The following is a 12,629-nucleotide window of genomic DNA, read 5'->3' as shown; positions in this document are numbered from 1 at the left end:
GATGATGAATATGCCAATGAGCAAAACCGTCGTCGCCAAGGCGCCGGAACAACCGCAAACCCGTTTGTCGGCGCTGTGGCGGCCAGCGCTGGTGCAAGCCTTCGTCAAGCTCGATCCGCGCCAGTTGCACCGCGCGCCGGTGATGCTGGTGGTGGAGCTGACCGCGATCCTCACCACCGTGCTCTGCCTGGTTCCCGACGACGCCGTGCCGACTTTCGTCGCTGCGCAGATCGCCCTGTGGCTGTGGTTCACCGTGTTGTTTGCCAACTTCGCCGAAGCCCTGGCCGAGGGTCGTGGCAAGGCCCGTGCCGACAGCCTCAAGGCCGGCAGCGAAGGCCTGAGTGCTCGTCGCCAGACGGCGGATGGCTTTGAAGTGATTCCCGCCACCCGCTTGCGCAAAGGTGACGTGGTGCGTGTCGCCGCAGGGGAAATGATCCCTGGCGACGGGGAGGTGATCGAGGGCATCGCGGCGGTCAACGAAGCGGCGATCACCGGGGAGTCGGCACCGGTCATCCGCGAATCCGGCGGGGATCGCTCGGCGGTCACCGGCAATACGCGGCTGGTCTCCGACTGGTTGTTGGTACGCATCACCAGCAATCCCGGCGAATCCACCCTGGACCGCATGATTGCCCTGGTCGAAGGCGCCAAGCGCCAGAAAACCCCGAACGAAGTGGCGCTGGACATCCTGCTGATCGGCCTGACGCTGATCTTCCTGCTGGTGGTGGTGACGCTGCAGCCGTTCGCCCATTTCGCCAATGGCAGCCTGCCGCTGGTGTTTCTGGTAGCACTGTTGGTGACCTTGATTCCCACCACCATCGGCGGGCTGCTATCGGCGATCGGCATCGCCGGGATGGACCGTCTGGTGCGCCTGAACGTCATCGCCAAATCCGGCCGCGCGGTGGAGGCGGCGGGCGATGTCCACGTGCTGATGCTGGACAAGACCGGCACCATCACCTTTGGCAACCGTCGCTGTGCGGCGATCTATGCCGCTCCTGGGGTGAGCGCCAGGGAACTGGCTGAAGGCGCGTTGTTCGCCTCGTTGGCCGATGATACGGCCGAAGGCAAATCCATCGTCGAGTTTCTGCGCGGCTTGCATCCCCAGCCCGAGCCGGCTTTGGACGCGCTGACGGCAGTGCCATTCAGCGCCGAGACGCGGTTGTCCGGCGTGGATCATCAGGGGCGCGTCTATCGCAAGGGCGCGGTGGATTCCTTACTGAGTTTCATCGGCCTGCCACGCAACGAGCTGCCGCCGGTACTGGCGCGGGAAATCGACAAGATCGCCCAGAGCGGCGGCACGCCGTTGCTGGTTTGCGTGGACGGCCGATTGCTCGGTGCCATTCACCTCAAGGACGTGGTCAAGCCCGGCATCCGCGAGCGCTTTGCCGAGCTGCGCAAGCTGGGCATCCGCACCGTCATGGTCACCGGTGACAACCCGCTGACCGCTGCCGCGATTGCCGCCGAGGCGGGTGTCGATGATGTGCTGGCGGAGGCCACGCCGGAGAAAAAACTGGCGCGCATCCGTCACGAACAGAACGATGGCCGGCTGGTCGCCATGTGCGGCGACGGCGCCAACGACGCCCCGGCCCTGGCCCAGGCCGATGTCGGCATGGCGATGAACGACGGCACCCAGGCGGCGCGGGAGGCGGCCAACATGGTCGATCTCGACAGCGACCCGACCAAGTTGCTGGACGTGGTGCAGATCGGCAAGGAATTGCTGGTAACCCGCGGGGCGCTGACAACCTTTTCCATCGCCAATGACATCGCCAAGTACTTCGCGATCCTGCCGGCGCTGTTCGCTTCGATTTATCCACAGCTCGGCGTGTTGAACGTCATGCACCTGAACAGTCCACAGAGCGCGATCCTCTCGGCCATCGTCTTCAATGCCCTGATCATCGTCGTGCTGATCCCTCTGGCCTTGCGTGGCGTGCGAGTGCAGGCGGCGAGTGCGGCCGCGTTGCTGCGACGCAATCTGCTGATCTACGGCCTCGGCGGGATCGCGGTGCCGTTCGTGGGGATCAAGGCGATTGATCTGTTGCTGACGGGGTTGGGGTTGGTTTGAGCCTGAAGACATCCATCACAGATGTGTTTTCAACTGAGGATTTGAAATGTTCACCATGATTCGCCCGGCCCTGAGCCTGTTATTGCTGATGACCCTGATCACCGGCATCGCCTACCCGCTGTTCGTCACCGGCGTGGCACAAATCGCTTTTCCGGAGCAGGCCAACGGCAGTCTGATCCATGATGCCGACGGCAAGGTCCGCGGTTCCCGGTTGATCGCTCAGGACTTCACCGGCGATGCCTGGTTTCATCCGCGCCCTTCGGCCGGCGCCTTCGCCACGGTCGCCAGCGGCGCGAGCAACTTTTCCCCGAGCAACCCGGCGCTGGCCGCCCGGGTCATCGATGACGCCGGCAGGCTGCAAGTGCCCGGCCAGGGACCGGTGCCCCTGGCGCTGCTGAGCACTTCAGGCAGCGGCCTGGATCCGCACTTGCCTCCGGCCGCGATTGCCTATCAACTGGCGCGTGTCGCCGCGGCGCGCAACTTGCCGGTATCGACGTTGCAGCAGTTGCTCGACAGCCATATCGAGCGGCCTTTGGTGGGCCCGCCCGTGGTGAATGTGCTGGCGCTGAACCTGGCCCTGGAAAACCTGTAAACAGGTATCTTGATCAAATCTGAAAGAGACATAGCATGAGCGACTCCGGCCGCGCCGATGCACTGCTAGCCAACCTGCCACGCAACGACCGTGGCCGCCTCAAGGTTTTCCTCGGCGCCGCCCCAGGCGTGGGCAAGACCTACGCCATGCTGCAAGCGGCCCATACCCGGTTGCGCCAAGGAACGAACGTCATCGCCGCGGTCGTCGAGACCCACGGGCGCGCCGAGACCGAAGCCTTGTTGAATGGCCTGGCGCAACAGCCGATGGTGCGTTCGGAATACCGCGGCGTGATGCTTGAGGAAATGGATCTCGACGGCCTGCTTGCCGCTCGCCCGAGCCTGGCGCTGGTGGACGAGCTGGCCCACAGCAACGCTCCCGGCAGCCGCCATGCCAAGCGCTGGCAAGACATCCAGGAACTGCTCGCCGCCGGTATCGACGTCTTCACCACGGTCAACGTCCAGCATCTGGAAAGCCTCAACGATCAGGTTCGTGGCATCACCGGTGTGCAGGTGCGCGAGACTTTGCCGGACTGGGTCTTGCAGGAAGCCGATGAGCTGCTGCTGATCGACCTTCCACCGCGCGAACTGCTGGAGCGTCTGCGCGACGGCAAGGTCTATGTGCCGGAACAGGCCCGCGCGGCGATCGATGCGTTTTTCACCCAGACCAATCTCACCGCCCTGCGTGAGCTGGCCATGCAGACCGCTGCCGCGCAAGTGGACAACGACCTGGCCCAGGGTTACCGGCAACTGGGCCAGTCGGCTCCGGCGGTCCAGGGCCGGTTGCTGGTGGGCGTGGACGCTGATCACCAGGCCGAACGGCTGGTGCGCCACGCCAGCCGGGTCGCCCAGCGCCGGCATCTGCCCTGGAGCGTGGTGCATGTAGACAACGGCACGGCACGGGACGAGTCCTCGCGCCAGCGTCTGCAGAGCGCCCAGCAACTGGCGGAACGCCTTGGCGGGGAGGTGGTGCTGCTGCGGGCGGGAGAAGTCGCCAGGACGCTGATCCAGCACGCGGTGCAACGGCGTGCCACGTTGGTGTTGGTCGGCCAGTCCCGCCAGCGTTTGCGCAGGCGCCTGTTCGGCGGCGGCCTGGCTTCGCGATTGTTGCGCGATGCCCGTGGGTTGGAGATCAACGTGCTGGCCGGCGATGAAACACCGCCGCCGCCGCGCCTGCGTCCGGGCACCGTCCAGACCGGGTTCGACTATGCGCTGGCGGTGGTGGCGACGCTGGCCGCCAGTGCCCTGGCCTGGGGGGTTTCCGGGTTGCTTGCGTTGCCCAATATCTCCCTGGTATTCCTGATGGCGGTGTTGCTGGTGGCGGTGCGTAGCAGCCTCGGCCCGGCGCTGGCCTGTGCGGCGCTGTCGTTCCTGGCGTATGACTTTCTGTTCATCCCGCCGAATTTCTCCCTGACGATCCAGCGCGAAGAAGACGTACTGACGCTGGTGTTTTTCCTCTTGATGGCTGCCCTGACCGGCAACCTCGCGGCGCGCCAGCGTCGGCAATTGCAGGCGCTGCGCGACACCCAGCAGGAAACCGCTGAGCTGCTCGATCTGTCGCGCAAGCTGACGGCCGCGACCGATCGCCAGGCCGTGATCAGCGCCGCCGTGCAGCACCTCAACAGCGAGGGCGATTTGCAACTGTGCCTGCTCAAGCGCGACGCACAGCACGGCTGGCACGTCGAGACGGCTGAACCGTTGACCTTCACCGAGGCCGAGCGCGCTGCCGCCGACTGGTCCTGGCAGCACGATCAGCCGGCCGGCGCCGGCACCGCGACGCTGCCGTCCGGGCGCTGGTGGTGGTGGCCCTTGTCGTCCGAGGGTGGCCCGCTGGGCCTGTTGGGAGTCTGCCTGAAAGACGGCAAGCCGTTGAGCGGTCAGCGTCGCCGTTTGCTGGCGGCGCTCAGCCAGCCGCTGGCCCAGGCGCTGGCCCGGGCGCAGCTGGCGCAGGACCTGGAAGCGGCGCGGCTGCACGGCGAAACCGAGCAATTGCGCAGCGCCTTGTTGGCCTCCGTCTCCCATGATTTGCGCACGCCCTTGACTTCCATGCGCGGCAGCATCGACAGCCTGCTGGCGCTGGGCGAGGCGATCCCGCTGCAGGACCGTCGCGAATTGCTCGAAGGCACCCGCGACGAAGCCGAGCGCCTGGATCGTTATATCCAGAACCTGCTCGACATGACCCGCCTCGGCCACGGTGCGCTGAAGCTGGCGCGTGATTGGGTATCGCCGGCCGATATCGTTGCCAGTGCGTTGAACCGGTTGCGGGCGGTACTGGCGCCACTGGCGGTCAGCATCGAAGTGCCAACCGGCTTGCCGCTGTTGTATGTCCATGCGGCGCTGATCGAGCAGGCGCTGGTCAACGTGCTGGAAAACGCCGCGCGGTTTTCGGCGGCCCATGGTCGGTTGCTGTTGAGCGCCGCAGCGACGACTGATGAAGTACGCTTCGCCGTGGCCGATGAAGGGCCCGGAATTCCCGAGCCGGAGCGTGAGAAAATCTTCGACATGTTCTACACCGCTGCGCGCGGCGACCGTGGGGGGCAGGGCACCGGGCTGGGGCTGGCGATCTGTCAGGGCATGGTCGGCGCCCATGGCGGGCGGATCAGCGTCGACGAGGGGCTCGATGGGCGCGGCACCTGCATCACCTTGCACCTGCCCTTGCAGGCACAACCGGGCATGGACGATGAAGCCTGACTGGCGCTGCGTTATGCTCTCGCCACTTGACGGAAATGAACGGACCCCATGAGCCAGAACGCGACCCTTTTGGTCATCGATGACGAACCGCAGATCCGCAAGTTCCTGCGGATCAGCCTGACCTCGCAAGGCTACAAGGTGCTCGAAGCCGAGACCGGCGCAGCGGGCCTGGCCCAGGCGGCGTTGAACAAGCCTGATCTGCTGGTGCTCGACCTTGGCCTGCCCGACATGGACGGCCAGCAGGTACTGCGCGAGTTTCGCCAATGGTCTGCCGTGCCAGTGCTGGTCCTGTCAGTACGCGCCAGCGAAGCACAGAAGGTCGAGGCGCTGGACAACGGTGCGAATGACTACGTGACCAAGCCTTTCGGCATCCAGGAGTTCCTCGCCCGCGTGCGCGCGCTCCTGCGCCAGGCGCCGGCGGGCGAGGCACCGTCGGCGGCATTGACGTTCGGCCCGCTGACGGTCGACCTGGCTTATCGCCGGGTCCTGCTGGACGGCGCCGAAGTAGCCCTGACCCGCAAGGAATACGCGGTGCTGGCGCAACTGGCGCGGCATCCGGGGCGGGTCATCACCCAGCAACAATTGCTCAAGGACATCTGGGGCCCGACCCACGTCGAGGACAGCCATTATCTGCGCATCGTCATCGGTCACCTGCGGCAGAAACTCGCCGACGACCCGACTCGGCCGCGGTTCATCGTGACGGAGGCGGGCGTGGGGTATCGGTTGTTGGAGGAGGGTGGTGCTTGAGTTTCAAGCCAAGTGCTGTTGTGGCGAGGGAGCTTGCTCCCGCTGGGCTGCGAAGCAGCCCCAAAAACTTCAGACATGATTTTTCCTGACACACCGAGTGTTCAGGTTTTAGGGCCGCTTCGCAGCCCAGCGGGAGCAAGCTCCCTCGCCACCGGTAGTCTTGCGACCATTAGCTCTGCTCGCTCTCATACCGATCCAGCGTATCGCTGGCTATCTCCCGTCCCAGCGCGATCAGTTCCGGCGCCTTGTAGAACTCGAAGAACCGGCACACCCGTTTTGGCACGTTGATCAGTACATCCGGCGGGTAGCCGGCGATCTTGTATTGCGCCAGCGACGTCTGCATCACCTCGAAGCTCTGGTTGATCAGATCGAGCAACGAGGCCGGTCCGACGTTATCGATGATGAAAGAGCCGGTGGCGGATTTCGGCGCGCCTTCGATTTCCGGCGCGGCGGCCGGTTGCTGGCCTTCCGGCTCGGCCGAATCAAGCCACGGGTTGATGTCGGCCGCCTCGGCCTTCAACGCTTCCTGTTCCAACAGCAACAGTTGCTCGGCTTGTTTGCGGCGAAACGGCAGCCTTGAGCCGAGGGAACTGACCAGAGTGTCGAAGCGTCGCCGGAACGCGGCGGGGCGCTGGATCACGGGCAACCGGTATTGCTTCTGGTTGGTGGCGTTGAGGTTGACCGCGATGATCAGGTCGCAATGGCTCGACACCACCGGCACGATCGGCAGCGGATTGAGCAAGCCGCCATCCACCAGCATGCGGTTGCCTTGCATCACCGGGGTGAACAGGCTGGGAATCGCCGCCGAGGCGCGCATCGCCTGGTGCAGGCAACCTTCCTGAAACCAGATTTCCTGCTGGTTGGTCAGGTCGGTGGCTACCGCCGTGTAAGGAATGCGCAGGTCTTCGATATTGAGCTCGCCGACGATCTTGCGGATCTGCCCGAAGACTTTTTCGCCGCGAATGGCCCCAAGGCGAAAGCTGACATCCACCAGCCGGAGCACATCCAGGTAGTCGAGGCTTTCGATCCAGTTGCGGTAGTCTTCGAGTTTGCCCGCCGCGTAGATCCCCCCTACGACCGCACCCATGGAACAACCGGCGATACAGGCGATGTCATAGCCGCGTCGTTCGATTTCCTCGATCACTCCGATATGGGCATAGCCCCGGGCGCCGCCCGAGCCCAATACCAATGCGACACGTTTTGTCATGAGCAGGCCTCTTGTAGAACAGACCTCAACAATGCACTCATCGACGGGCCGGCTCAATCGCTGTGGCGCAGGCGTCGTTTTTTGACACGTCGCAGCAGCATTTGCGTATGCTCGTGCCCACTTGAATATAGCGGCCGCGCCGAGGCACTTTTTGCCGGCGAAACCGTCTTACCAGCACGACTGTTGACCTGACTTGAGGTGTTATCGATGAAAGCCCGGATCTGCCTGCCCCTGGTGGCGTCCCTGATGGTTCTGGCCTTGGCCGGTTGTGCCGGCAAGACCGCTTACCGCGACAGCTGCGGCAGCCAGCTCGACAGCGCCTGGCGCGAACTTGACCTGGCCAAGGCCGAAGGCTTCGCTGGCACCGTCAGCTACTCCAAGGCTCTTTCATTGCTGACCGGGGCCAAGACCCAGCAGCAATTCGAAGCTTTCGAGGGCTGCGCCAAGAAAGCCGAGAAGGCGCGTTTCTACATTCGCGAATCCCGCGCGGGGCGATAAACACAGCGGCGAGCTGCAAGCTGTAAGCAGAAGCGAAACTGCTTTTTCTTGCGGCTTGTGGCTCGAAAATCGAAGCTGCGTACGGAGTACGCCCGATGATCGATCGGCTGGTGGCCCGGATTCTGGGCCTGGAAGTTCGCCTGCTGGCCTGTCAGGCCCGCTTGGATGCCCATACCGACAGCGAAGCTTTGCATGACCTGCGGACCACCGTCCGCCGTCTGCGCAGCCTGCTGCGTCCGCTGCACGGGTTGCCCGGCGTCGAGCAGTTGGAGGCAGCCGCATCGGCAGTCGGCAGCCTGACCACCCCCTTGCGCGACCGTGAGGTGCTGGCAGCTTACCTTCAGCAGCACGGCAAGACCGAGGCCGCGCAGCGACGCCAGCTGCAAATGGCGGAGGCCTATCCCGCCGTGGCCAGCAGTCCGGAGTTGGCGCATTTGCTGATGATCCTCGATGCGTTCCCACGCTTCATCCGCGCTGCCCAGCGCCAGGGTCTGCTTGCGGGGTTGCGCAAACGTGTCGAAAAGCGCCTCGACAAACAATGGAAAAAGCTCGGCGAAGCCTTGCGCGATCCGGCTCATGACCGCCACCGACTGCGCCTGCTGATCAAGCGCGTGCGTTATGCCATCGAAGCCTATCCCGAACTCGACCGCTTGCCGGAAGCGGCCATGCCCCGACTCAAGGCCGCCCAAGGCGCGTTGGGCGATTGGCATGATTGCTGGCAATGGCTGGCGCGTGCCGAGCAGGAAGCCGACTTGCGGGCCTGCGTACCGGTCTGGCGGATCACCATGGAAAAGGCCGAGGCCAAGTCCGACCGGGTACTCGATAAACTCATCGTCAGCTGCTTCGAGAAATCCTGAATCTACCCATAATCCCTGTGGGAGCGAGCCTGCTCGCGATAGCGGTGTATCAGTCAATCCTTATGCAAACTGACCCACCGTCATCGCGAGCAGGCTCGCTCCCACAGGGAATCAAGGCGTATTCAGAACACACGGCTTTTCTGTCAGCCTCTTTGGCCGGAATGAGCGCTGTACTGCCAGCTCGGGATAGTTAATATCCATCATCGTTTTCCCATCTCTTCGAGGTTGCCATGCGCTTTTCCGATTTGATCGATGCCGTGCGTCATCAGCCAGGCGCCGTCACCATTCCACCTGAATGGGGTCAGGGCCGGGCCAGTTTTGGGGGCTTGGTAGCGGCGCTGCAATACGAGGCGATGCGTGCCCGGGTTCCGGCCGATCGCCCGGTGCGGTCGCTGGCGATCACCTTTGTTGGCCCGGTCGAACCGGATGTCCCAGTCAGTTTCGAGGTCGATATATTGCGTGAGGGCAAGGCTGTCAGCCAGGTGCTGGGGCGCGCTGTGCAGAAAGGCCAGGTGGTGACCGTGGTGCAAGGCAGCTTTGGCGCATCGCGAACCTCGGTGGTGGCGGTACAGGCTGATTCCGCGCCACCGTTCAAGGACGTCGAGCAATGCCAGGAACTGCCCTACATCAAAGGCGGGACACCGGAATTCATGCGGCACCTGGCGATGCGCTGGAGCGTCGGCGGCCTGCCGTTTTCCGGTAACAAATCCCGAAGCATGGGCGGCTGGGTGCGCTTGCGTGGTGATGTGAAAGAGGAGTCGCTGAACGAAGGTCATATCCTGGCTTTGGTGGACGCCTGGCCCCCAGCGTTGTTGCCCCATCTTACGCAAATGGCGCCGGGCAGCACGCTGACCTGGACCATCGAGTTCGTCCAGCCATTGCTTGAGCTCACGACATTGGATTGGTGCCAGTACCTGGCCGAGATCGAGCACGCCCAGGATGGGTATGGCCATGTCGCGGCGAAGTTCTGGAGCGCCGATGGCCGCTTGATCGCCATGAGCCGGCAGACGGTGACGATTTTCGGCTGAGGCGTTACGGCGATTCAGTGATGGTGGCGATCCCGCCAGGCGCGCCACCATCCGCCGCTGAGGAAAAAGCGTGGGAAGGTCAGGAATTGTTCCACCAGCAGGCGCGACATGGCGTCCTTGCGATCGCTGAAAGGTTCTGAGGCCTGCGCCTCGAGACCATGGCCATGGCGCTGCAATCCGAGTGCGGCGAGTACACCGATCACGCCGATGGCGACATCGCCCAGGCTCAGGCTGAAGACGCCCGATACGATCAACAGAAACGCGACAATGAACAGCGGCACCGCGATCAGATGCAACACCAGGTTGGTCGGGTGGCGGTGATTCTCGGGGTAGGCGCGCCATTGCCAGGCCGGAAGGTTGGGGTGACGTTTGCCCATGATGCTTTATCCTTGAGTCCGTGAAATCCGAATAACCCAAGAATAGGCCGGGCCGGGCAGGGCGGCGAATCACGGTTGGCTATCGCAACGATAGGCGTCATAGGCATAAGGCTGTTGTGAATCTCCGTGTCCTGATGATAAAGACTTTCTTCATGAGCAGAATCCGCTCTCGTGGCGAGGGAGCTTGCTCCCGCTCGGTTGCGCAGCGACCGTAAAATCCTGGGGCCGCTGCGCAGCCCAGCGGGAGCAAGCTCCCTCGCCACAAGAGCTGTGCAGCAGATCCGGAATTACAGCTTCAACTGCCCAATCGCCCTGTTCAACTCACCCGCCAGCGTCGCCAGCTCATCGCTGGTGGTGGCCGAATCCACGGTCTGGCGCACGGTATTTTCGGTCACGTCGCGGATGCTCACCACCGCCCGATTCATGTCTTCGGCCACCTGGCTTTGCTGTTCGGCGGCGACCGCGATCTGCGTGTTGCTCTCGCGCATCTGCGCCACCGCCTCGGTGATCTGCAGCAACGCGTCGCCGGCCTCGCAAGCCTGTTGCACGCAGTCGTCAGCCTTGTGCGAGCTTTGCTGCATGAACTCCACCGCATCGCGGGTGCCTGCCTGCAAGGCCGACACCATGGCGGTGATCTCGTCGGTCGAGGTCTGGACCCGCTTGGCGAGGTTGCGGACTTCATCGGCCACGACTGCGAAACCCCGGCCCATCTCGCCGGCTCGCGCCGCTTCGATGGCGGCGTTGAGTGCCAGCAGGTTGGTCTGCTCGGCGATGCTGTGGATCACGTTGACCACACCGTTGATCTTCTGGCTGTCTTCGGCCAGGCGCTGGATCATCTCGGCGGTCTGCTGCACGCCAGTGGAAAGCCCGGTGATCGATTGCTGCACGCGACTGACCACTTGCCGTCCGTTACCCGCCAGGATATCGGTGGTTTTCGACAGGTCGCGGGTGGCGCCGGCGTGCTGGGCGATGTGATAGACCGTGGCGGTCATCTCATTGATGGCCGTGGCGGCCTGATCCGTTTCGCTCTGCTGGCCGAGCATGCCCTGGCGCACATCGTTCATGCTCGAAGCCAGGCGCGTCGCGCCGCTATCCAGCTGTCGAGCAGTGCTGGCAACGGTGTCGACCACCCGCTGGTAGCCGGCCTGCATGGCATTGAACGCAGCGGCCATCTGGCCCACTTCGTCCTTGCAGGCCAAAGGCACGCGGGCGGACAGGTCACCACTTTTCTCCACATGCAGCATCACGTCTTTCAACGTGTTGAGCTGACTGAGGAGAAAGCGGATCAATAGCTGCGATGCTCCCAACATCGCCAGCATCAGCACGAATACTGCCACGGCATATTGACTGAAGCGTTCGCCGAACACCTGGCCCAGGCTGACCCCTCGGACCTGCTGTTCAAGGTGCATGGCATAAAGCACCAACAGCAATGTGGTGACAAACGCGACCGCATTGACCGCCCAGAATTTGTACTTCAGCGAGATATTGCTAAGCCAGGCACCCATGGAAGGTCTTCTCTGATAGCGGAAACAGTTTTGGCAAGGTGCCAGTATTCTGCTGCTAGTCAGGGGGCGGGGTTTTGATGTGGGTCAATGGATGTCACCAAGCCCTGGTGGGAGCGAGCCTGCTCGCGAAAGCGGTCTGCCAGCAAGACTTTTGCAAGCAGATCCAGCGCTTTCGCGAGCAGGCTCGCTCCCACAGGGGGGTACGATCAAGAAACGCTAGGCAAGCCGAAAAACGCCCGCGCGCACGCCGTGCTGTGGGCCGCCAGGTCTTCCTCGCTTTCGCCCCGGTGCAAGGCCACTTCACGCAATACGTCTGTCAGATAGGCCGGCTCATTGCGACCGTTCTTGGGCTTTGGGCGCAGGGTGCGGGGCAGCAGATACGGGGCGTCGCTTTCGAGCATGAGCCGGCCGCGGGGAATTTCCCGCACCAACGGATGCAGATGTGTGCCTCGGCGCTCATCGCAGATCCACCCGGTAATGCCGATGTGCAAGTCCAGGTCCAGGTAACTGAACAGCGCTTTTTTCTCACCGGTAAAACAATGCACCACAGCGGCGGGCAATCGGTCGCGAAAATCCCGAAGAATTTCCAGCAGTCGCTGGTCGGCGTCGCGCTCATGGAGAAACACCGGCATTTGCAACTCCACGGCAAGCGCGAGGTGTTCTTCGAGGACTTTTTCCTGCTGCGGGCGGGGCGAGAAATCACGATTGAAATCCAACCCGCATTCACCCACCGCGCGCACACGGTCCTGCTTGAGCAGCTCGTGCAAATGCCTGGCGCTGTCAGCTGTCCAGTCGCTGGCGCTGTGGGGGTGGATGCCGGCGGTGGAAAACAGTCGCGTCCCGTCCTCGTCGAGCTGCTGGCACAGTTCGAAGGCCTGTTCGCTGCCCTCGATGCTGGTGCCGGTCAGCACCAACTGGCAGACCCCGGCGGCATAGGCGCGCTCAAGCACCGCCTGGTGTTTTTCGGCGAAACTGGGGTTGGTCAGGTTGACGCCGATATCGATGAGTTGCATGGTGCTACCTCGGCCCAAAGGCCAGAAAGCATACCAGAGCTGTAGATTTATAAGAAAAG

11 protein-coding genes are annotated in these 12,629 nt (G+C 63.4%); 7 read left to right on the top strand and 4 right to left on the bottom strand.

Annotated elements, in window-relative coordinates; genetic code table 11:
- The first annotated feature begins 4 nt into the window (after positions 1 to 4).
- Genes kdpB through J3P91_RS19070 form a run of 4 tightly spaced genes read left to right on the top strand, consistent with a single transcriptional unit; the run spans position 5 to position 6,085 of the window.
- On the top strand, positions 5 to 2,059 hold the full coding sequence (gene kdpB, locus J3P91_RS19085; protein ID WP_434605176.1) for a potassium-transporting ATPase subunit KdpB: 2,055 nt from the start codon (positions 5 to 7) through the stop codon (positions 2,057 to 2,059).
- A gap of 46 nt (positions 2,060 to 2,105) precedes the next feature.
- Positions 2,106 to 2,651, top strand: coding sequence for a potassium-transporting ATPase subunit KdpC (kdpC, locus tag J3P91_RS19080; protein WP_434601413.1), 546 nt, complete (start codon positions 2,106 to 2,108; stop codon positions 2,649 to 2,651).
- Between the two features lie 35 nt (positions 2,652 to 2,686).
- Positions 2,687 to 5,338, top strand: coding sequence for a DUF4118 domain-containing protein (locus J3P91_RS19075; protein WP_434601412.1), 2,652 nt, complete (start codon positions 2,687 to 2,689; stop codon positions 5,336 to 5,338).
- 48 nt (positions 5,339 to 5,386) lie between these two features.
- Complete coding sequence (locus J3P91_RS19070) at positions 5,387 to 6,085, top strand: response regulator (RefSeq protein ID WP_305499726.1); 699 nt, start codon at positions 5,387 to 5,389, stop codon at positions 6,083 to 6,085.
- A gap of 169 nt (positions 6,086 to 6,254) precedes the next feature.
- Here the strand turns inward: J3P91_RS19070 and J3P91_RS19065 are convergent, their stop codons facing one another.
- Positions 6,255 to 7,292: a patatin-like phospholipase family protein gene (locus J3P91_RS19065; RefSeq protein WP_305499728.1), complete on the bottom strand. Its 1,038-nt coding sequence runs from the start codon at positions 7,290 to 7,292 to the stop codon at positions 6,255 to 6,257.
- 207 nt (positions 7,293 to 7,499) lie between these two features.
- Between J3P91_RS19065 and J3P91_RS19060 the strand changes: the two genes are divergently transcribed.
- The 3 genes from J3P91_RS19060 (at position 7,500) to J3P91_RS19050 (ending at position 9,675) form a co-directional block, all read left to right on the top strand.
- The gene (locus J3P91_RS19060) at positions 7,500 to 7,790 is read left to right on the top strand and encodes a hypothetical protein (RefSeq protein WP_014337256.1); all 291 of its coding nucleotides are present in this window, start codon (positions 7,500 to 7,502) and stop codon (positions 7,788 to 7,790) included.
- Positions 7,791 to 7,885: 95 nt separating this feature from the next.
- On the top strand, positions 7,886 to 8,647 hold the full coding sequence (locus J3P91_RS19055; protein ID WP_434601411.1) for a CHAD domain-containing protein: 762 nt from the start codon (positions 7,886 to 7,888) through the stop codon (positions 8,645 to 8,647).
- A gap of 230 nt (positions 8,648 to 8,877) precedes the next feature.
- Positions 8,878 to 9,675: an acyl-CoA thioesterase gene (locus tag J3P91_RS19050; RefSeq protein WP_434572781.1), complete on the top strand. Its 798-nt coding sequence runs from the start codon at positions 8,878 to 8,880 to the stop codon at positions 9,673 to 9,675.
- Between the two features lie 14 nt (positions 9,676 to 9,689).
- Here J3P91_RS19050 and J3P91_RS19045 read toward each other — a convergent pair whose 3' ends face one another.
- The 3 genes from J3P91_RS19045 to J3P91_RS19035 form a co-directional block, all read right to left on the bottom strand.
- Positions 9,690 to 10,052, bottom strand: a complete 363-nt coding sequence (locus J3P91_RS19045) for a terminase (protein WP_434601410.1) — start codon at positions 10,050 to 10,052, stop codon at positions 9,690 to 9,692.
- A 287-nt stretch (positions 10,053 to 10,339) separates the two neighbouring features.
- Positions 10,340 to 11,557: a methyl-accepting chemotaxis protein gene (locus J3P91_RS19040; protein WP_434601409.1), complete on the bottom strand. Its 1,218-nt coding sequence runs from the start codon at positions 11,555 to 11,557 to the stop codon at positions 10,340 to 10,342.
- 206 nt (positions 11,558 to 11,763) lie between these two features.
- Positions 11,764 to 12,570: a TatD family hydrolase gene (locus J3P91_RS19035; protein ID WP_434601408.1), complete on the bottom strand. Its 807-nt coding sequence runs from the start codon at positions 12,568 to 12,570 to the stop codon at positions 11,764 to 11,766.
- Positions 12,571 to 12,629: the final 59 nt, after the last annotated feature.

It is taken from the genome of Pseudomonas sp. Z4-7 (assembly GCF_051131965.1).
In the GTDB taxonomy this organism is placed as follows: Bacteria; Pseudomonadota; Gammaproteobacteria; order Pseudomonadales; family Pseudomonadaceae; genus Aquipseudomonas.
The sequence above is the reverse complement of the archived record's forward strand: the minus strand, read 5'-3'. Positions and strand labels throughout refer to the sequence as shown.